Source organism: Marinobacter sp., assembly GCF_052094685.1.
GTDB lineage: Bacteria > Pseudomonadota > Gammaproteobacteria > Pseudomonadales > Oleiphilaceae > Marinobacter.
In genome coordinates this window covers 1-20234 of record NZ_JBQDKB010000020.1, presented here as the reverse complement: position 1 = coordinate 20234, position 20234 = coordinate 1, and the positions used below count along the sequence as shown (strand labels likewise).

Here is a 20234-nt window from a genome sequence, read left to right as displayed (position 1 = left end):
GGCTTATTCTTTTTGGGTCTATAAGAATAGTTCGTTATTCTTTTTAAGTGATCTAAAAACTCGTTATTCTTCCGGTTTTCTGATCGGGAAGAATCGTAAATGGACTGGCAAGGCTGGTTTGCGCTGGGTCTGGCAGGCGTTGCCCTGTTACTCATGAGTTCAGGGCGGTATGCACCCCACCTAGTGATGATGGGTGTGCTCGTGGTGCTCAGTGCCAGTGGCATTATTTCCGCTGATCAGGCGCTGATGGGTTTCAGCAACACAGGGTTGATTACCGTCGTGGCTCTGTTCGTAGTGGCTGCTGGTATTCACCATTCTGGTGGTGTTGATTTGCTGGTTAGGCACCTGCTCAGAAACCCTAAGACCGTTCGCTCGGCTCAGACACGCATTACCCTTCCAGTTGCACTGTTAAGCGGGTTTCTCAATAACACCCCCGTAGTGGCTACCATGATTCCAGCCATTCACGCTTGGTCTCGAAAAATTGGTATCTCTCCCTCCAAGCTTATGATTCCCCTCAGCTACTCGGCCATTTTAGGTGGCACGCTGACCATGATTGGCACCAGTACCAACCTGGTTGTTAATGGTCAGTACCAGCAGCTGACCGGGGAGGCCGGGCTTTCCATTTTTTCCATCACTGCTGTTGGCTTGCCAGTCGCCGTTCTTGGTATCGCTGCCATATTATTATTTATGCCCAGGGCGCTGCCAAACCGAGAGGATCGGCATAAATTCGGCTCCATGAGAGAGTTCACTCTGGAAGTGGCTGTTGCCATTGACGGACCATTGGTTGGCAAAACCGTAGGCCAGGCGGGCCTGCGAGAGCTGGAGCATCTCTACTTGGTAGAGATTGAACGCGATGGCAGTGTGGTAACGGCGGTGCCGTCTGAGGAGCGCCTGTGCGGCGGCGATAGACTTGTGTTTGCCGGTGACACTCAGGCGATCTCCGACCTGCTTCGGATTAATGGCATTGTGCCTTCCGTGCACGCAGACGAGCCCAGCTTGAGTCAGGATCGTGCAGAGCGTTGCCTGATGGAGGCGGCGCTGTCCCCGCAGTCAGAAGTGCTGGGCCTGACGATTCGCGACGCGCGGTTCCGGGAGCGCTACGGAGCGGTTGTTTTGGCAGTGGCTCGGGGCGGTTCCCGAGTATCGGGAAATCTGGGTAACATTCGCCTTAAACCCGGCGATGTGCTGTTACTGGAAGCCCGGCCAGCGTTTGTAAGTCGTCAGCGCTACAATAATGACTTTCTACTTATAAATGATCTGGAAACTGAGGCTCCGAGGCACGACCGTGCCTGGCTGTCTTGGGGCGTTCTGGTCGTACTCGTTGGGCTGGCCGCTTGCAGTGTTCTCAGTATGCTGAACGCCGCCTTGATGGGGGCAGCGCTGATGATTCTGAGTGGCTGCTGCTCGGTGGGCCAGGCACAGAAGTCCGTTGATGTGCCCGTGGTGCTTACCATTGGTGCGTCTTTTGCGTTGGGCGCGGCCCTGCAACAGACCGGGGCGGCAAGTTTTGTTGCCGGTGCCATTCTGGGCCTAAGCAAGGGGCACGTACTGTTGGCTCTGTTCCTGGTTTATTTTTCAGTTTCTGTGCTCACCGAGGTTATTACCAACAACGCGGCGGCTATTCTGGTCATTCCGGTTGTGTTGTCTATGACCAGTACCATGGGCGTTGCGGCTGAACCGTTTGTTATTGCGGTGATGATGGCCGCATCGGCCAGTTTTGCCACACCTCTTGGGTATCAAACCAATATGATGGTGTTCGGCCCTGGTGGGTACCGGTTCGGGGATTTCGTGCGTGTGGGCCTGCCAATGAATGTGTTTATTGGCTTGGTATCGGTGGCGGTAATTGCACTGGTGTACGGAATCAGGCCGGGCTAGTAGCCGTGCTTGAAGCGTTGGCGAGAATGTCGCAGCAAAGCACCCGTTGTTCATCACCGTGGGTGAAACAGAGAGAGAGGGTTACGCACATATAGGCGCCGGTTACGCAAAGGTAGGGGGCGGTAATGTGGAGGTCGCCAGGTTGAGTCAGCGCTTGTCTAAGGTACTGTTGGCGGTACCAGTCTGCTTTACTGGTGCTCTCAAGCGGTTTGAAGCGCGGGTCTAGGCTTTGGGTTCCAGTGTCCGATACTAGGGTGTCTTCAATCTGAACGCCGTTTTTATCTGCGAGATAGCAGCGCGACACCGAGTGGTGTTTTAGCAGCACGTCGCAAGCCTGGGCCATGGGAGAACCGGTTTGGAGTAGCGCAGTTGCCCTCTGGAAATCCTTCCAAAAAAAGTCCACCAGCTGACGAGTGGGGTCCTGAGTTACCTGATGGCATGATTTGTATTCCTGTAGCAACCCATCAAAGTCTGTAGAGGCGTCGCAGAGCTGGGCCAGATCCGTGCTGGGCCGGCAGAAGTAGAACCCCTGAACAAAGTCCACACCCGCATCAATGGCAATCATCGCCTGATCCTTGGTTTCTACGCCCTCTAGCAAAACCAGGCACCCGGACTGGTGCAACAGTGAAACAATGCCGTTCAGTATCTGCCGAGCTTTGTGATCTTCGGTTGCCCGGGTCAGCAGTTTTCTGTCTAGCTTGACGATGTCTGGTGACAGGTTCCAAATGCGTTCAAAATTGGAGTGTCCAGCGCCGAAGTCGTCGATGGCGGTTAGACAGCCCAGCTTCCGATAATAGGCGACCGTTTCCCGCAGGCGGTCGGCATCGTCGGTTGGTTGCTCGACAATCTCGATAACAATCCGGTGCGGTGGCAGCTTTGTTTTTGCCAGCAGGTTCCCGAAAAATGAATCAGTCTGGCTACCACTGGTTACAACTCGAGGGGAAACGTTCAGAAATAGCCAGTTGAGTTGGTCCTGAATACCGCTGCAGTTACGGATGTGCAGGTACCGGCAGAGCCGATCAAGCAGAAGGGCCTCTTCATCGGAAGTGGGCACATCAAAAAGATGTATAGGCAGCACATTCGAGCCATCTGGATCCTGGGCCCGGATCAGAGCTTCGTAGCCGACGGTTCGTTTGTGAGAAATGCTGTAAATCGGCTGAAGAGCGGTTCTCAGTGTGAGCCCGCGAAATTCAGCTGTCCAGGAGTCGCCATTTCGATGGAGCATTGGCGATAACAGGTCCACTTCAGAGTCTGTCAGCGTTTCCGGAAGAGCTGGCGGCATAGTGTGTATCAAATTATTGAACGAATGCATCAGGTGCTATTGGGAGAGCGCACTTGAACGATCACAAATCAGTGTCTGCCGAGAATGGGAAAAGCCAGAGTAGACTGATAGTTAGAGGGGGAGGTTGCCAAAAAAACGGAAGTATTACCACTGTTTCATGATTAAACCGGAAACAGGTTGTATCTTTGGCGGGGTGTGTACTGTTAGGGCAAATTTGGCGACCCTTGGAAGGGCCGCCAAAGAATCAGTTATTACTTGGGATTACAACGGATTCGTCGAATTCAAGTTCCATGTCTTGTCCTCTCAGTCAATGAGGCCCCCGACGGGGCGTTTAAGCATGGGGAAAGTCTATCGGGTTTATAAATTTCAACAATCCGTACAACCCCTATACGACCAAAGCCAAACGTATAGGGCATTGCTGCCGCATGATCAAAGTTTCTGATGATGGGAGGCAAAACATTCCGATTTCCTTTGAGAATGCGACTTCTTATACTTTGATGCGTGATTACTGACAGGGAATATGAGGCCCTAATTGCTATGCAAATAAGCAGTACATCTGCCAGTTACGGACTGCTGGCCATTGTTGTTCACTGGGTCGCTGCTGCGGCTGTGTTTGGTATGTTTGCTCTGGGCTTTTGGATGGTCGATTTATCGTACTACGATGGCTGGTACCAACGAGCCCCTAACATTCATCGCAGTGTTGGCGTTTTGTTGTTTGCGTTGATGGTGTTTAGATTGCTTTGGCGGTTTTTTACCACATCGCCGGATTCCATTGCTGCGCATAAGCGTTGGGAGATTGTTAGCGCCCATGTCGCTCACGGTTTGTTGTATGTTCTGGTTTTTGTAGCGATGGTGAGTGGGTTTTTGATTTCAACCGCAGACGGCTCCTCCGTGAGCGTATTTGGTTGGTTTGAGGTGCCTTCCGTGACGGGGCAAGTGAAGGGGCTTGAGGATATAGCGGGGCAGGTGCACTACTGGAGCACCTGGGCTCTGGTTGTTCTTGCCTTAATTCACGCAGCGGGTGCGTTTAAGCATCACTTGATTGACCGCGACGAGACTTTGCGCCGGATGCTTGTACCGGTACGGAAGGATGACTGATTAGCGTAATGCAGCCCTAAGTTGGCGTGTTTTTGTTTACTAAAAGGAGAATATTATGAAGAAAGTGTTGTTGGCATCTGCCGTATCTATGGCGTTGGTAGGAAGTGTTCAGGCCGATCAGCATAGCGGCACCTACGCTTTTGATAACAAGGGCGCTCACCAGTTCATCACGTTCAAGATCTCTCACTTGGGTTACAGCTGGCTCTATGGCCGTTTTAACGATTTTGATGGTCAGTTTGTTTACGATGCTGAAAACCCGGAAAACAGTTCGGTAAACGTAACCATTGATACGGCCAGCGTAGATTCCAATCATGCTGAGCGCGATAAACACGTGCGTAGTAAGGATTTCTTGCACGCGGGTGAGTATCCGGAAGCGAGTTTCAAGAGTACGCGAGTGGTAGTTGATGACGAAGGCGAGGCGGATATTGTTGGCGACCTCACACTGCGCGGTGTAACCCGTGAGGTGACCTTGGATGTAGAGATGCTGGGTCATGGGAAAGACCCGTGGGGCGGTTATCGCATGGGGTTTGAAGCTGAGACTGAGCTGCGTCTTGAAGACTTTGGCATTCCGGTGAGCCTCGGCGAGGCATCCGAGACCGTAGAAATGATTATTTCGGTTGAAGGTATCCGTCAGTAAATCTGGTGGGTCTGGTCGCCAGCTACATCTTGGGCTGTCTCGCAAGAGCGGCAAAGATGTCGTTGGCGCCAAAACTGAGCAGCAAAAATAACTAGCCATATCAGTAGGCCTGCCCAAAGATAAGTCGCAGGTACTTGAAAGCTGCCACTGATAGCGAATTCCACTAGAAGCATCAGCGCGACGGCTAATGCCGCATTCACCATGGCCGTAACCATGGCTTGCCCGCAGGCTTTGAGATTGGGTTTCATAGTGTTCCGCTTGTTTGAAGGGAAAACGGTCTTCTATTCGTCACTGACAACGAGCATACGGCGCACCTTACCGACTCTCCATGCGGGAATTCCGCTATTGGAATTAAGAGTCTCGGGTATTGATGAAGCGTTTTAGTCGATAAATCCGCAGGTTGTTGGTGTATCCGCCCGGTGCTCCATATAATGACCCACTGCACCGGCCCCGTGATTATTCCGGGCGCAAAGGGTAGCATCACGGGCTCCTTCAACATCAGGCAATACAGGCAAAAGAGGCATCCATGCCAGAGTTTCAGACGACGGATGAAGGCTTTGAGCGGGTTTCACTCAGGGACTACACGGAAAAAGCCTATCTCGACTACTCCATGTACGTCATTCTTGACCGCGCGCTTCCTAATGTCGGGGACGGGCTAAAGCCGGTTCAGCGGCGCATTATCTACGCCATGTCAGAGCTGGGCTTGAAGTCGACGTCCAAATACAAGAAATCAGCCCGTACCGTGGGCGACGTTCTGGGTAAGTTCCACCCCCACGGCGACAGTGCCTGTTACGAAGCCATGGTGCTGATGGCGCAGCCGTTTTCTTATCGTTATCCGCTTGTAGACGGCCAAGGTAACTGGGGCGCGCCAGATGACCCCAAATCTTTCGCCGCCATGCGTTACACCGAATCCCGGTTGGCACGTTTTGCGGATGTACTGCTCGGCGAACTCGGGCAGGGTACGGTGGATTGGGTGCCTAACTTTGACGGCACCATGGATGAGCCTTCGGTTTTGCCTGCAAGACTGCCTCACGTGCTGCTCAATGGCACTACCGGTATTGCCGTGGGCATGGCCACCGACATTCCGCCCCATAACGTCAGGGAGGTTACAGCCGCCTGTATTCGGTTGTTGGACGATCCTGAGGCAACCGTTGATCAGCTGTGCGAGCATGTTAAGGGCCCAGATTTCCCAACTTACGCAGAAATCATCACACCCCGTAAAGACTTGCGCCAAATGTACGAAACTGGCCGCGGTTCGCTGCGCATGCGCGCGCGCTGGGTGCGCGAAACCGGTGAAATCGTGGTCACAGACTTGCCACACCAGGTTTCTGGTAACCGTGTGCTTGAGCAGATTGCACACCAGATGCAAACCAAAAAGCTGCCCATGGTGGCGGACCTGCGTGATGAGTCTGATCACGAGAACCCCACCCGATTGGTCATTGTGCCGCGTTCAAACAGGGTGGATCTCGATGGGTTAATGACCCACCTGTTTGCCAGCACAGATCTTGAGAAAACCTACCGAGTAAATATCAACGTTATCGGTAACGATGGCCGCCCGGGGGTGAAGGGCTTACGCCAGATGCTTACGGAATGGCTGGTGTTCCGGCGCACTACTGTCACCCGCCGTTTGCAGCACCGGCTAGATAAAGTACTGGCACGTTTGCACATCCTTGAAGGCTTGTTGATTGCTTATCTGAACATTGATGAAGTTATTCACATCATCCGTACAGAAGATAAGCCGAAAGCTGTCTTTATGGAGCGGTTCGGTCTGTCTGCAGAGCAGGCCGAATCCATCCTTGAGCTGAAGTTGCGGCACTTGGCCAAGCTTGAGGAAATGAAAATCCGCGGTGAGCAGGATGAGCTGGCCATAGAGCGGGACGAGCTCCAGGCTATTCTTGGTTCTGAGGATCGTTTGCGTGAGTTGATCAAGAATGAATTGCTGGAAGATGCCGAAACATACGGCGATGACCGTCGCTCTCCAATTGTGGAGCGTGGAGAAGCCCGGGCGTTCAGTGAGAACGACTTGGTTTCTAACGATCCCGTTACGGTTGTTCTGTCTGATAAGGGTTGGGTGCGCGCTGCCAAAGGCCACGACATAGACCCTGATGGACTGAGCTACAAGGCGGGCGACAGCTTTTCGTTAGCTGCCCGTGGTCGCAACAACCAGCAAACGATTTTTTTGGACTCCACCGGTCGGGCCTACTCTTTAATGGCCCACAGTCTGCCTTCAGCGAGAGGTCAGGGGGAGCCACTGACTGGCCGGATTAATCCGCCTTCAGGGGCGGGTTTCTCTGGTTTGCTTATGGGTGACCCGGCACGAAAGACGCTGCTGGTGACTGACGGCGGGTACGGATTTGTGACCTCGCTGAACGACATGATCAGCAAAAACCGCAACGGCAAGGCCGTGGTTAGTGTGCCGAAAGGCGCGAAAATTATGCCGCCGGTAATCATTCCCAGTACCGAGAATGCTCTGTATTTGGGGGCGATTTCCAACGAAGGCAGAATGCTTGTTTTCCCGCTCAGCGAATTGCCTGAACTGAGTAAAGGCAAGGGTAATAAAATCATCAGTATCCCCTCTGCACGAGTACAAAATCGTGAAGAGTACGTGGTAGCTGTAGCCGTGTTCGCTAAAGATGACCAGCTGGAGATCCGTGCAGGCAAGCGGAAAATGGGGCTACAGTTCGCCGATCTTGAACACTATATTGGTGAGCGCGGCCGACGTGGGCATAAGCTGCCTCGCGGTTTGCAGAGGGTTGATGCGATTGACGTTATCCCTTCGGCCGCTCGGGTAAAAGAAGAAGACAGCACTGAAAATGGAGAGCAGCAACCGTGAGTGAGTTAGTACTGATTAACGTATCCGGGCGCGATAAGCCCGGGCTCACGTCAGAAATTACCGGCATCATGGGCCGGTATGATGTCCGGATTCTCGATATAGGTCAGGCGGTCATTCATGACCATCTGACTTGGGGCATTCTTATCGAAATTCCCGATGAATCGAAATCTTCACCGGTGATCCGTGACCTGCTGTTCCGTTTTCACGCTTTGGATCTTCAAGTCAGGTTTGCCCCGATTACTATTGAGGACTACCAGTCCTGGGCCGAAGGCCGTAATCGAGCTTGTTACATCGTTACTTTGCTGTCCCGTGATATCAAGGCGGAACAGATTGCCAGTGTGTCTGCCATTACCGCTCGCCATGGATTGAACATCGACAACATTTCCAGGCTGTCTGCCAGGCCCTCACTCAATGCGTCTAGTGACGGAATTGCCTGTGTGGAGTTTTCTGTGCGCGGTACGCCGTTGGATTCTGAGCAGCTGAGAGCCGATTTCCTGCACATTGCCGGTGAGATGAATGTGGACATCGCATTCCAGGAAGATTCCATTTTCCGTCGCAACCGGCGTCTGGTGGTCTTTGATATGGATTCCACGCTCATTGAGGCTGAAGTGATCGATGAACTTGCTGATGAAGCCGGTGTGGGCGAACAGGTCGCGGAGATCACCGAGCGCGCGATGCTTGGTGAGCTGGATTTTAGCCAGAGTTTTGCAGAGCGCCTGTCGCTGCTTAAGGGCTTGGATGAGAATGTTCTGGAAAAGGTTGCTGGTCGCCTGAAAATGACAGAAGGCGCCGAACACCTGATTCGAAGCCTTAAGGCGCTGGGTTACCGTACAGCGATTCTTTCTGGCGGTTTTACTTACTTTGCCCGACACCTTCAGAGCAAGCTGGGTATTGATTACGTATACGCCAACGAGTTGGAAATCCGGGATGGCAAGGTAACCGGTGAGGTTTCTGGCCAGATTGTAGACGGTAAGCGCAAGGCGGAATTGCTACTGGAAATTGCTGCAAAAGAGCATATCTCCCGGGAGCAGGTAATCGCTGTGGGTGATGGCGCCAACGACCTGCCCATGTTGAGCCAAGCCGGCTTAGGTGTTGCATTCCGGGCAAAACCACTGGTTAAGGAATCTGCCCGCCATGCGATCTCGACGCTTGGCCTGGATGCCATTCTCTACCTGATTGGCTTTCGCGAAAGTGAGACTAATCAGGGGCTGAAAAACGCCGGTTTTTGAGCCGGCGTCTGTCTGTTTCAGCCCCCGTCTCAGTTATCGCCAAAGTCGTAGTTCATCTCCGGTGCCGGGGCCTGTAGATAATAACCCTGAATGTAGTTCACGCCGGCCTGCCAGAGTGTGGCCAGAACACTCGCATTTTCTACCAGCGGGATAATGGTGAGCTTGCCAGCGCTTTGCAGGCTCTTAACCATTTCCTTTACCTGCTCCTTGGCTTCGTCACTCTTCTGAACCTCTTCCGTGAAGGAGCCGTCAATCTTCACGTAATCCGTATCAATGTGCTTCAGTGTGTTGAACGGATTCAGTGCACAGCCGAACTGGGCGATGGATACCTTGCAGTGCAGCTGGTGTAGAGCTTTGGTGAACTCCTTGGCCTGCTTCATGTAGTTGTTCGCATCGCCCTCACGGATCTGAAAAATCAGCGAGTCGCCGGGTAGGCGAGCAGCTTTCAGCGCCACGCTCAGCCATGGGGTGAAGGTTTTGTCCTGTAGCGTCTCAGCCGTCACATTGAGGAATATGTGGGTGTCGTTGCCTTTAGAGCGATGGCTGGATAACTGCTTAATGGTTTGCAGAACAACCCAACGATCGATTTTGATGGCAGTATCGCTGGGCCCCATTGGAGGTAGAAAGTCGTAAGGCGAAACCTCGTTTTCATCCTTGTCGAGCATTCTTACAAAGGCTTCGTATTGCTCTTCGCCCTCACCACGCAGGTTGATGATGGGCTGGAACAGAAGCCGGAACCGATCCTCATCCAGTGCTTTCAGTATCGTCTCAATGGAGCTGCTGTCATCCATGGTTTCATAGTCCGCCGGATTATAAACGCGGATACCGTTGCCCTGAGATTGGCCTTCTTGCTTGCGTACTTCCGACGACGCGACGTGTGCCCGCGCCATGAGCTCTTCAGCTTTTGGTGAGTTCTCGGTAATTGAGGCAATACCGATGCTGACGGTCAGTGGAACCGTACGGCCATTGATGTCGAATAAGTGCTCATCAACCGCTTTGCGAACCTGCTCGCATCGAGTAGTTAAGGACTTCTCGTCACAGGGAAGGCAGAGTAAGCCGAACGCGTCATCACTCAGGCGCGCCAGCATCAGATCCTCTCCGGCCTCTTTCTTTAGAAGGCTAGCCAGATCGCCTAGCAGTAAGTCCGCGCCAGAGATGCCCACTTGGCCCTTCATTGTCATAAAGTTGTCGAGCGCGATATAGGCGAACGCACCGGTTTCGTTGTTTTTACCGGCCTTGGCAATGGCTTGTTCGAGCTCTGTCATCAGGTATTGACGGTTATACAGCCCGGTAAGAAGATCCTGGCTGCTGATCTCGCGCAGCTTCTCTTCTAGTTCTGCATCGCTGTGTTCTGGCTGAAGCACAATTTGGGTACAGGTTTCGCCATCGTAGGTAGCAGCGGAGACAGACATGGTAACGTTCAACTCATGATCGTCACTGCGCTTTGTTGTGCAGTTCATCGTCATGCCGTCTTCGCCTTTCTCGGCGAATGACTTCATAAACGTTTTGTAGTCATTCTGGCTTTCAGAGGTAAGCGTATCTAGCACGGGAATACAGATTAGGTCGTCAATATCGTCGTAACCCAAGAATTCCATGTACGACTGGTTGGCGTATATATGCATGCCATCGTTGATGTACGCAATGGCATCTTTGGAGCTTTCCAAAAGCAGTTGGCATCGTTGCTCTGCTTCACGAAGATGAGATTCTAGTGCGCGCCGGCGGCGGCGATCTTCAAGTGCTACCAGCTCGCGTTTTGTTTTTAGGATTAGCAGATCATTGTGGTCGAACTGCACAGTACCCTGGGCGCCGGCTTTCATAACAGCCACGGTTCTTTCCCGGTTTTCTTCCTCGGTAAGGATCAGGCACGGAATGTCTTTGTCCATGCGCCGAATCATGGCTAGGGCGTCGTCCGCTGCGAATTCCTGCTCGATATCCCGAGCCAGTAACAGATCCCAATTACTGTTTTTAAGAGCCTCTTCCAAATCCTCTTCAGAGGTGATGCGATGTGCCCGTGTGGCTTTGCCGGCATTTCTAAGCAGGCTTATCAGGGGTTCGGCATCATTTTGTGAGGGGTCGAGAATGAGGAGGTGTACGGTCGTGTTCTGTTTCTGCATTCCAAAGACATCTCGTAAAACAGGTTGGCTGGGCCGGCCATGGCAGAGAAGCGCTCTGCTTTACATGCAGTACCTTGTTGAAAACGGTGAACGGGTGCTGCGAGACCGGACTGTCACTATCGCTGAATGATGCAGGGGTTGAGGCTTAATAACAAGCCTCCAGCGGATTTATAGAGCGTCCGCCGGAGGTGCTTAGAGTGATGGCCACAGCGAATCAAAATCGTCTTCACTGGCGCCAGCCGGCGATGAAGAGCTAGCTGGGGCAGGGATTGCAGTATTATTCTGCAGTTTCAACTCAAACTGGCTGATACTGCCGGTCGACGATACTTTGTTCGTTAGCTGACCCTGATCTTCCCGGCCATCATGCAGCATCGAGATCCGGCTGCCTGGCTGGAACGGTAGGCGGGGTGTAATCACAGTGGCAGCTTGGTTAATCACGCTGATCTCAGGAAGTAAGAGGCCGCGAAGGTATTCGCTGCTGTTGCCGACTTTTTGAATCAGACGGACTCCGCAGGGGGAGCCGCTGGGCGCCAATAGCTCTATGCCAATTTGTGTGCCTTGGTTCCGAATTTGCCGAATCCAGCGAACGACCGCAATACTCCACGGGTGTGTGCGCTGCTCGCGTATTCCAAGTACCTCTCCGGCCTGCATGGAGGGTGGAACGCTCGTCTCCCATGAGACGCAGTAGCCACCAGGGCTGGTGTTCACCAGTAGCGCGGAGTGTGATCTAGGCCGGTTTTTATCGTTAACAGGCGAGGGTGTATTCCCGAAACTGCCGCGAAAGTTGATCGGCGTGTCCGCAGCGTGCAGGTGTTCATCGCTGGGAGCCGCGTCGTGGGCGCCGCCCCAGGCATCTTCTTTTTTGCGAGATGCTCGGATGAAGACGTTCTCGTCGTCTTCTGCGTTGTTGTCATTGCCGGTTACGAACTCAGTGAACGACTTTTCTCCAGCAATAAAATAGTGTGCAGCCGTCAGCCCAACACAGACCTCCAGCGTACCTTGGCTGGAAATTCGGTTGAAATTCCTCTTTGCCAGAATGCCCAAAGCTTGGCTGAGATGCGTGAGCAGAGTATCGCTCACATTCCCCGGAATAGTCAGGGTGTCAGGAGTGGGTTGCTGACGGAGCCTGGCATCTAGGCTTTCCGCAATCATGGTGGCCAGTTCCCTGGTGTCGAACTCGAAGCTCTCTTTGCCAGGTTTGTGCTCCAGCAGGCTTCTGTATACCGGAGAGTTGTCGCTCTCTAGGTTTACAACGAAAAGGCTGTCTTCCCCGGTATTTGGCTCGCAGCTCGAATACTCTGTCCAAGACTCAAATAACTCATACGCCTGGAGCAGTTCTGCCTGCCTGAGCTGGTTGGGTCTTGCGCACCCGAGGAGTAGCAGGCGTTTGTAGCTGTCCGCGACGGTGCTGGCTTGCCTTTGCTTCAGACTGCGGTCTTCAACCATTACCTTGGATAGTTTGTTGCGGTGAGCAAACCGGAACATGCTGTGGCATTCCAGCCAGCTGCGCGCTGGGCTCGGGCAATAGAGTTGGTGAGATCGCAGAATGGTTGCGGCAAGTTCAGACGTTGCGCGGTGAACGGCGGTAGCAATTAGCTTGCGGTTCTTATCAAGCCCGCCGTCGTCCAGCGTGTCTAGCAGGCATAGCTTATAGCCACTGGCTAGATGCAGTTGAAGTGCCTGAGACAAATTGGCAATTTTGCGCTGTTTCTCAGGTAAGGCAACTGCAAGCCCTAAGTAATGTCGTGAAAGCTCATTGCAAACGAAGTGAATTTTTGAACGAATCAGGTCGAGGAACTGTAGGCGGTTCTGGGGCGCAAGAAACAGTTGGTTAAGCTCAATGATCGCGTGATAAAGCTGGCGTGATACCTCGCCAATATTGGCCATGGGAAGCTGGTGAGTCCATGCCTTAAACGCCTTCGGCGTTGTATCGCAAAATGACAGGCTCGCCGTTTTTTGCTCAGGAACACGGAGATCTGGTTTGAGGGTCGTGCCTTCCATGAATATGCGCCAATATCAAAACAACGTTTCGTATTTCGGGCTCTCTCATCCGGCACAGCGAATACTGCTGTGGTACGCCGGTTGAACGGGAAAACTCCGCAAATACATATTTTTACAAAATAGACGGTACTGGACTTTAAAATAGCAAGCCAGTATTAGGAAGCGAGAAAACCACCTGTTGACAATGTTTGACATGTGATATTGGGCCAGCTTGACCTAAACGCCCTTACAGGCCTGTTGAAAACAGGTCGATTGGCGTTTTTGCAGGCTTTCCCGGAATTTCGCGAACCAGTCGCGGAACCAGAAACCCTGGTAGTCTGGACAGCAGTTCTCGAACCAGCAGCCGGGCTTCTTCGTCTGGAACATCAAAATGCTGAGCGCCGGCAACCGGATCAAAGGCATGAAGGTAATAGGGCAGAACACCCGCTTCAAACAGCGCCTCGCTCAGGTTTTCCAGCGCATCCGCGTTATCATTTACTCCTCTGAGGATTACGCTCTGATTTAGCAAGGTTACGCCCGCTGAGCGGAGTTGGTTCAGTGCTTGGCGAGTTGAGTGGTCAATTTCGGCTGCGTGGTTGATGTGTAACACCATCACAACCTGTACGGGTGTGTTGGCGATCCATGCCAGCAGTGAGTCGCACACCCGCTGGGGTATCACCACTGGCAGGCGCGTGTGCAGGCGTATACGGCGAATATGAGGAATGCTGCTGATAGCAGACGCCCATTGGGACAGCAGCTGATCATTGACCGCCAGAGGGTCTCCACCGCTGAAAATGACTTCATTGATTTCGGGGCTTGCCGTAAGTGTGTCCAGCACCCGCTGTCTGTCGGCTGGGCCTAAGCGCTGTTCGTCGTAGGGGAAGTGCCGGCGGAAACAATAACGACAGTTAATCGCACACTGGCCTGTGACCATCAGCAGGGCACGGCTGCGGTATTTTCGAATCAAGCCTGTGGTTTGAATGGCACCGTCTTCTTCCAGCGGGTCGGACACAAATCCCTCTGCCTCGCCGGTTTCAAGGTTTAAGGGCAGTACCTGCCGAAGCAAAGGATCTGCGGCGTTTCCTCTCTCCATGCGCGCCAGAAAAGGTTCGGGAACTCGGGTTTGAAACAACCGGTGCCCCGCCTCTGCGCCAGCCAGCCACTTATCAGCCGGCAAATCCAGCCGCGCCAACAATTCTCGGGGTGAGGTTATCGAGTCGGAAAGCAGTTGTTGCCAGCTTCGATTGTCATCGTCTGAAAGCTGGGCTTCTATATGGGCAGGGCTTCGCTGTATCATAGCGGCCTTTGAATTTTAAACAGCATTTTGGCAGGTGGACATTTCATGGCTTCATATTCTAGCAACGAATTTCGCAGCGGTCTCAAGGTTTTGCTAGATGGCGACCCTTGTATCATGCTCGAGAACGAATTCGTAAAACCAGGTAAAGGCCAAGCGTTTAACCGCGTTAAGCTGCGCAACCTGAAGAACAACCGGCAGTGGGAACGCACATTCAAGTCTGGCGAAAGCCTCGAAGCGGCAGATATTCTTGAGCAGGACATGGAATACCTCTACACCGACGGTGAATTTTGGCACTTCATGCTCACCGACGGAAGCTTCGAGCAGTACCCCGCCGATGCAAATGCCGTTAGCGATGTGCTCAAGTGGCTAAAAGAGCAGGACGTTTACACTGTAACCCTATACAACGGTGCGCCCTTAACCATCACCCCGGCCAATTTTGTTGAGCTGGAAGTGGTTGAGACCGACCCAGGTATGAAAGGCGACACCGCCCAAGGCGGCTCCAAGCCTGCAACCTTGTCTACCGGCGCTGTTGTGAACGTACCTCTGTTTATCACCATTGGCGAAGTGCTCAAGGTAGATACCCGTTCGGGTGAATACGTAAACCGGGTAAAAAGCAGCTGATACCAATATGAAACATCAGCCTGACTGGCAGCCAACTGCCTCCCGGGCAGCTCTAAAAAACCGCGCACAACAATTAACCTTTGTGCGCGGTTTTTTTGCCAAGCGTGATGTACTGGAAGTTGAAACTCCCGTACTCGGCCGCTGCGGCGTAACCGACCCCAACCTTGATGGCATATCGGCGCAGATCAGCGCCCAAGGTGTTGAAGGCGGCCGGCTACAAACCTCCCCCGAATACCACATGAAACGCCTGCTAGCCGCAGACGTGGGATCCATCTACCAGATCTCCAAAGTCTTCCGCAACGGCGAGCGTGGCCGCCGCCACAACCCAGAATTCTCCATGCTGGAGTGGTACCGAATCGGTTTCGACGATGCAGCCTTGATGGAAGAGGTCTCCGACTTGGTGAGCGGCTGGCTCAATTGCCCCAGACCAAAGATCACAAGCTATCGCCAAGCCATGATCGACTGGGCAAGCATAGACCCGTTTGCCATCTCCGAAGAAGACCTGCGCCAACGCTGTCGCCAATGGCTAGAACCTGAACAGTTAACAGACCTCAACCGCGACGGCTGCCTGGACTTGCTAATGAGCTTCGCTGTCGAACCCAACCTGGGCACCGAAACCCCGGTATTCATCACCCAATACCCGGCCTCCCAAGCCTCCCTGGCCAGAATCTCCAACGTTGACGGCTTCGACGTAGCACACAGATTCGAGCTCTACATCGACGGCCTGGAATTATGCAACGGCTACTGGGAACTCACCTGCGCCGCCGAACAGCGCGCCCGCTTCGAAGCAGATAACCGTCTGCGAAACGCCGCCGGGAAACCGGAAATGGATGTAGATGAAGCCTTTCTGGCCGCGATAGAGCAGGGTTTGCCAGACTGCGCGGGGGTGGCTTTGGGGCTTGATCGTTTACTGATGTTGAAAATGGGAACCCGCGATATTGCAGACGTATTAGCGTTTCCGATAGAGCGAGCCTAAAGGTATAGCAGAAGTTATGGGGCATTGTTGGGCACCCCTTCCCGAAACCGTGCGGAGCCATGGATGGCGGAGCCGAGCGTACAGGGAGGTATTTACAGCGTGTTTAGGGAAGGGGTGCCCAACAATGCCAGGCACCAAAGCGGCAAAATTACGCGCCAACCGCTCCAAAAGCCTCACCCATACGAACCCGCTTCCCCGCAACCTGCTCTGCATTCCAATTAACACTACCCTTAGGCATCACCATTACCACAGTAGAGCCCAGCCGGAACCGCCCCATCTCCTCGCCTTTGGCAAACGAAATAGCACTCTCGCCTTCATACGTAACCGCCTTCACGCCGCCACCATGTGGAGCCACAACCCCAGCCCAAGTTGTCTCAACGCTGCCTACAATCATCGCGCCCACAAGAACCAGCGCCATCGGCCCTGCCTCAGTATCGAAAATACACGCAACACGCTCATTACGGGCGAATAGATTAGGCACGTTCTCGGCCGTGACCGGGTTCACCGAAAACAGTTTGCCGGGTACATAAACCATCTCCCGAAGGGTGCCTGCCAGAGGCATGTGAATGCGGTGATAATCCTTGGGCGAAAGATAAATCGTCGAAAACTCGCCCTCTGAAAAAGCCTCCGCGCGGCCGGCATCACCACCAAGAAGCTCTACCAAACTGAACGACTGACCTTTGGCCTGGAATACCCGATCCCCGGTTATCTGGCCCAGCTGGCTGATGGCACCATCTACAGGGCTTACAAACGTATTCTCTCCTTCGGCAAGCGGGCGAATGCCCGGTTTAAGCGCCCGGGTAAAAAAGGCATTAAAGCTGGAGTAGGCGGTCGGATCTTGCTCTGCGGCCTCGCTCATATCAACGCCATAGCGCTTAATAAACCAGTTAACTACCCGGTTTTTGAGCGCAGGGGAGCGATCATTGTCTGCCAGACGGCCAGCGGCGCGGGAAACCGCAAGTTGCGGAGTGACGTACTGACTCAGAATAAACAGCTTGTCGAACATTAAATGAGATCCTTTGGGCTCAAAGGCGCAAAGTTTACCAAATAGTGTTGTAAGAATGTTGCACAGACGCTGGTATGTATAGAAATTGTTTCATGGCTTCGCGGATATAGCGGGGGCTTGCTATGATCAGGGGCAGAAAATCCGTGATCGTGTCCGGCGCTGGTCGATAACCTCAATATAAAGGCTTATATTCTCCCCTATGTTACTTATTATTGGCTCAGTTATTGTTGTTGCCAGCGTTTTGGGTGGCTATACACTTCATGGTGGAAACCTAATGGTGCTGTGGCAGCCGACCGAGCTTCTCATCATCTTTGGCGCAGCCATAGGCTCGTTTATCATTGCCAACCCGCTGCATACCGTGAAGAACGTGTTCGCCGGCATTTTGCGCCTGCTGACGGGCTCGCCGTTTAACAAATCCTATTATATGGATTTGTTAAGCCTGCTCTACGAAATTTTTGATAAATCCCGCAAGCAGGGCGTTATGTCCATTGAAGAGGATATCGACAACCCAGAATCCAGTCAGATATTCAGCCGCTACCCAGCCATTATGAAATCGAAAGCGTTGCTCGATTTTATTACCGACTACCTACGCATTATTAGTGCAGGAAACATGGCAACCCATGAGTTGGACGGCATGATGGAAAGCGAAATTGACAGCCGCCAACACGAACTAGAAGAGCCTGCTCATGCTGTGAACAAAATTGCGGATGCCCTGCCGGGGTTGGGGATTGTGGCGGCGGTACTGGGTATTGTGATTACCATGAACTTTTTGAGCGAAGGGCCTGAGCGTATAGGGCTTAGTGTTGCAGCCGCTCTGGTCGGCACATTCATAGGTATCTGGATGGGCTATGGCTTTGTTGGTCCCACCTCCATTGCTATGGAGCACGCCGCAAAATACGAGCTCAAGGCTTACGAATGCGTTAAATCTGCCATTGTTGCCACGGTTTCGGGGCAGGCTCCTCAGATGGCCATCGAATTTGGCCGCAAGGCACTACCCACAGACAAGCGACCTGGTTTTCAGGAACTGAATGATCACGTGCGCGCCAAATAGCGCAGCCTGAACCCGGAGTAGATTTGTGGAACAACAGCCAATAATCATCAAGCGAAAAAAGGTCATTGCCGCAGGCCATCACGGTGGCTCGTGGAAAGTGGCTTTTGCCGACTTCGCTACGGCGATGATGGCGTTCTTTCTGGTGCTCTGGCTCACCGCGACTGCATCGCCGGAGCAGATACAAGCGGTGGAAGGCTATTTTCGCGACCCGGTTGGTTTCACTGAGGGTGGATCACCCAACCCGGTGGATCTTGAGGGCAGTGCCTCCGTCGTGAACGAGGCCAGTCCCGATATTGAATCAAGCCAGATCGAGATCAGTGACGACGTGGTTGATACCCTGTCCGATACGCTCGAGCGGCAGCGCATGGAAGAGCTGTTTCAGGAGCTGAAACAGCGGATTGACGAAAACGAAACCCTGCAGGAGTTCAAAGACCAGTTGCTGATCGATATCACCGATGAGGGACTGCGAATCCAGATAGTCGACCGCTCCGGCCGCCCTATGTTCGACAGTGGCAAAGCGGAGCTTAAATACTACTCACAGGAAATCCTGTTCGAGCTGGCCAAAACCCTTGGCTCTGTTGATAACAAGCTCAGCATAACCGGCCACACAGACGCCACACCCTTCGGTGGCCGCCCCGGTTACACGAACTGGGAGCTCTCCGCAGATCGCGCCAACACCGCTCGCCGTGCACTGGTCGCCGGTGGTGTGCGCGCCCAGCAGATCGCGCGGGTGGTGGGGCTGAGTGATTCTGTGTTGTTCGATAAGAAGGAGCCCAGTGCGCCGGTCAACCGCCGGATATCCATCATCGTTCTCAACAAGAAAACCGTGCACAGCATTCACAGCAGTGCCAGTGCCAAAGGCGCTCCGTTGATCGACCTCACAGCACCTTCTGAAGAAGAACAAACAGAAGCCATGGAAAAGCTGGAGAGTGGCGATTGGTTGCAGGAAAAAGCAGAACCCGCACCCGGCGAGCTGAACTGGTAGCCCGCCATGGGATAGTGAATCAGTTGGCTTTCAGCCCTCGCATATTCTGCTCGGCCATATCCTGAAGAATACGGTGAAAGCTACGCCGCCGTTCCGGGCTGAGTGCGCCAGATACTGCCGCCGCATCAATGGCACAGCCGGGATCGCCCATGTGCCTGCAGTTGCGGAACTTGCAGTAGCCGATGACCTCACGAATCTCGCGAAAACCGTATTCGATTTCCAGTGGCGTCATATGCCAAAGACCAAATTCCCGGATACCTGGTGAGTCAATCAAATCGCCGCCCATGGGTAAGTGGAACAGTTTCGCGGTAGTCGTGGTGTGCACGCCTTTGCCCGTGCTCTCAGATACCGCACCCACCCGAATCGCCTCATCTGGCATCAGAGTTTGAATAATTGACGACTTGCCAACACCCGATTGGCCTACAAATGCACTGGTTTTACCCTTAACCAACGCCTCAACTTCCGGAGCAGGTTTACCGTTAAACTCCACCGCCGAGGTGCGAACAACCTCATAACCTAACGCCGCATAACGTGCTAATAGAGCATCAATCTGCTCCCGGTTGCTGTCGGTGATCAAATCCGTTTTATTCAACAGAATAACCGCCGGAATATCCGTGGTCTCAGACGCCACCAGATACCGGTCAATCAAATTGTCATGGGGCTCTGGCTCCGGCGCGATCACCAAAATAATATGATCAATATTCGCCGCCACCGGCTTCACGGCACCAAAATTATCCGGCCGCTGCAGCAAATTATCACGCTCACAACGAGCAACAATTACACCCGTCTCACTCTTGCCAGGCCGCCAAATAACCCGATCGCCGGTCACTAAGCTGTCGATATTTGCCCGAACAAAACAACGCACTACTTCACCGGCGTGTTCACCCTCCAAGGCTTCTACATCAAGCTGCTGCCCATAATGTGCAATAATCAGCCCTTCCTGCTCTGGCCCCAGCTCACCGGCCTCAGCCTGCGCCTTAACCGACTTCTCCTTACGAGCTGCGCGGGCCGCCCGTTCCTCCTGAACCTTCTTGATCCGGAATTGCTGCTGCTTGTTCAGTTGCCGTTTTGCCATAAAGTCTCAGATAACACGGATGAAAGTGGTGTAGTAGCTGTGCCATCATACTGCATCATTAGCTGTTTACGGTATAACGCCGAATTACGGGGCGGCGCTTCGCTTTTCTAAAATACTTAAGCTAGCAGCCTGTCGGACTTAACCAAGCAGTATCGACATGAGATAATCGGGGCAA

The 20234-nt window shown here is 53.2% G+C and carries 16 protein-coding genes; 9 read left to right on the top strand and 7 right to left on the bottom strand.

Features of this window, described 5'->3' with window-relative positions; genetic code table 11:
- The first annotated feature begins 99 nt into the window (after positions 1–99).
- The gene (locus ACTH3S_RS06320) at positions 100–1875 is read left to right on the top strand and encodes an SLC13 family permease (RefSeq protein WP_441808175.1); all 1776 of its coding nucleotides are present in this window, start codon (positions 100–102) and stop codon (positions 1873–1875) included.
- Here the strand turns inward: ACTH3S_RS06320 and ACTH3S_RS06315 are convergent.
- Complete coding sequence (locus tag ACTH3S_RS06315) at positions 1862–3157, bottom strand: EAL domain-containing protein (protein WP_441808174.1); 1296 nt, start codon at positions 3155–3157, stop codon at positions 1862–1864. The two genes, ACTH3S_RS06320 and ACTH3S_RS06315, sit on opposite strands and share 14 nt — an antisense overlap.
- A 537-nt stretch (positions 3158–3694) precedes the next feature.
- Between ACTH3S_RS06315 and ACTH3S_RS06310 the strand changes: the two genes are divergently transcribed.
- Positions 3695–4255, top strand: a complete 561-nt coding sequence (locus ACTH3S_RS06310) for a cytochrome b (RefSeq protein WP_441808173.1) — start codon at positions 3695–3697, stop codon at positions 4253–4255.
- Between the two features lie 55 nt (positions 4256–4310).
- Positions 4311–4892 carry a YceI family protein gene (locus ACTH3S_RS06305; protein ID WP_441808172.1) on the top strand — a complete coding sequence of 194 codons (582 nt, stop codon included), beginning with the start codon at positions 4311–4313 and terminating at the stop codon, positions 4890–4892.
- Here ACTH3S_RS06305 and ACTH3S_RS06300 read toward each other — a convergent pair.
- Complete coding sequence (locus tag ACTH3S_RS06300) at positions 4886–5140, bottom strand: hypothetical protein (RefSeq protein WP_441808171.1); 255 nt, start codon at positions 5138–5140, stop codon at positions 4886–4888. The two genes, ACTH3S_RS06305 and ACTH3S_RS06300, sit on opposite strands and share 7 nt — an antisense overlap.
- Positions 5141–5418: 278 nt before the next feature.
- Between ACTH3S_RS06300 and parC the strand changes: the two genes are divergently transcribed.
- Entirely contained in the window at positions 5419–7725 is a 2307-nt protein-coding gene (gene parC, locus ACTH3S_RS06295) for a DNA topoisomerase IV subunit A (protein ID WP_441808170.1), read from the top strand.
- Entirely contained in the window at positions 7722–8954 is a 1233-nt protein-coding gene (gene serB / locus ACTH3S_RS06290) for a phosphoserine phosphatase SerB (protein ID WP_441808169.1), read from the top strand. Before parC ends, serB begins: the two co-directional genes overlap by 4 nt.
- Positions 8955–8983: 29 nt before the next feature.
- On the opposite strand, the gene ACTH3S_RS06285 is transcribed toward serB, so the two are convergent.
- The 3 genes from ACTH3S_RS06285 to epmB all read right to left on the bottom strand — a co-directional run bounded on the left by ACTH3S_RS06285 (position 8984) and on the right by epmB (position 14345).
- A complete protein-coding gene (locus ACTH3S_RS06285) occupies positions 8984–11068 on the bottom strand; it encodes an EAL domain-containing protein (RefSeq protein WP_441808168.1) in 2085 nt (694 codons plus the stop codon).
- A 192-nt stretch (positions 11069–11260) separates the two neighbouring features.
- On the bottom strand, positions 11261–13069 hold the full coding sequence (locus ACTH3S_RS06280; protein WP_441808167.1) for a GTPase: 1809 nt from the start codon (positions 13067–13069) through the stop codon (positions 11261–11263).
- Between the two features lie 226 nt (positions 13070–13295).
- Positions 13296–14345, bottom strand: coding sequence for an EF-P beta-lysylation protein EpmB (gene epmB / locus ACTH3S_RS06275; RefSeq protein ID WP_441808166.1), 1050 nt, complete (start codon positions 14343–14345; stop codon positions 13296–13298).
- A 45-nt stretch (positions 14346–14390) separates the two neighbouring features.
- Between epmB and efp the strand changes: the two genes are divergently transcribed.
- Both efp and epmA read left to right on the top strand, forming a co-directional pair.
- Complete coding sequence (efp, locus tag ACTH3S_RS06270) at positions 14391–14966, top strand: elongation factor P (RefSeq protein ID WP_441808165.1); 576 nt, start codon at positions 14391–14393, stop codon at positions 14964–14966.
- A gap of 7 nt (positions 14967–14973) precedes the next feature.
- On the top strand, positions 14974–15942 hold the full coding sequence (gene epmA, locus ACTH3S_RS06265) for an EF-P lysine aminoacylase EpmA (protein ID WP_441808164.1): 969 nt from the start codon (positions 14974–14976) through the stop codon (positions 15940–15942).
- Positions 15943–16090: 148 nt separating this feature from the next.
- Here epmA and asd read toward each other — a convergent pair whose 3' ends face one another.
- Positions 16091–16948 (bottom strand): archaetidylserine decarboxylase, encoded by an 858-nt coding sequence (asd, locus tag ACTH3S_RS06260; protein ID WP_441808163.1) that lies wholly within the window; start codon positions 16946–16948, stop codon positions 16091–16093.
- Positions 16949–17147: 199 nt separating this feature from the next.
- Here asd and motA point away from each other — a divergent pair, with 199 nt between their 5' ends.
- Complete coding sequence (gene motA, locus ACTH3S_RS06255) at positions 17148–17999, top strand: flagellar motor stator protein MotA (RefSeq protein ID WP_441808162.1); 852 nt, start codon at positions 17148–17150, stop codon at positions 17997–17999.
- A gap of 25 nt (positions 18000–18024) precedes the next feature.
- On the top strand, positions 18025–18984 hold the full coding sequence (gene motB, locus ACTH3S_RS06250) for a flagellar motor protein MotB (protein WP_441808161.1): 960 nt from the start codon (positions 18025–18027) through the stop codon (positions 18982–18984).
- Positions 18985–19003: 19 nt separating this feature from the next.
- Here the strand turns inward: motB and rsgA are convergent, their stop codons facing one another.
- Entirely contained in the window at positions 19004–20059 is a 1056-nt protein-coding gene (rsgA, locus tag ACTH3S_RS06245; protein WP_441808160.1) for a small ribosomal subunit biogenesis GTPase RsgA, read from the bottom strand.
- Positions 20060–20234 lie beyond the last annotated feature (175 nt).

Coding starts and splice junctions, on each gene's coding strand:
- ACTH3S_RS06320 (WP_441808175.1), top strand. CDS start 100: ATGGACTGGCAAGGCTGGTTTGCGCTGGGTCTGGCAGGCGTTGCCCTG.
- ACTH3S_RS06315 (WP_441808174.1), bottom strand. CDS start 3,157: ATGCCGCCAGCTCTTCCGGAAACGCTGACAGACTCTGAAGTGGACCTG.
- ACTH3S_RS06310 (WP_441808173.1), top strand. CDS start 3,695: ATGCAAATAAGCAGTACATCTGCCAGTTACGGACTGCTGGCCATTGTT.
- ACTH3S_RS06305 (WP_441808172.1), top strand. CDS start 4,311: ATGAAGAAAGTGTTGTTGGCATCTGCCGTATCTATGGCGTTGGTAGGA.
- ACTH3S_RS06300 (WP_441808171.1), bottom strand. CDS start 5,140: ATGAAACCCAATCTCAAAGCCTGCGGGCAAGCCATGGTTACGGCCATG.
- parC (WP_441808170.1), top strand. CDS start 5,419: ATGCCAGAGTTTCAGACGACGGATGAAGGCTTTGAGCGGGTTTCACTC.
- ACTH3S_RS06285 (WP_441808168.1), bottom strand. CDS start 11,068: ATGCAGAAACAGAACACGACCGTACACCTCCTCATTCTCGACCCCTCA.
- ACTH3S_RS06280 (WP_441808167.1), bottom strand. CDS start 13,069: ATGGAAGGCACGACCCTCAAACCAGATCTCCGTGTTCCTGAGCAAAAA.
- epmB (WP_441808166.1), bottom strand. CDS start 14,345: ATGATACAGCGAAGCCCTGCCCATATAGAAGCCCAGCTTTCAGACGAT.
- efp (WP_441808165.1), top strand. CDS start 14,391: ATGGCTTCATATTCTAGCAACGAATTTCGCAGCGGTCTCAAGGTTTTG.
- epmA (WP_441808164.1), top strand. CDS start 14,974: ATGAAACATCAGCCTGACTGGCAGCCAACTGCCTCCCGGGCAGCTCTA.
- asd (WP_441808163.1), bottom strand. CDS start 16,948: ATGTTCGACAAGCTGTTTATTCTGAGTCAGTACGTCACTCCGCAACTT.
- motA (WP_441808162.1), top strand. CDS start 17,148: ATGTTACTTATTATTGGCTCAGTTATTGTTGTTGCCAGCGTTTTGGGT.
- rsgA (WP_441808160.1), bottom strand. CDS start 20,059: ATGGCAAAACGGCAACTGAACAAGCAGCAGCAATTCCGGATCAAGAAG.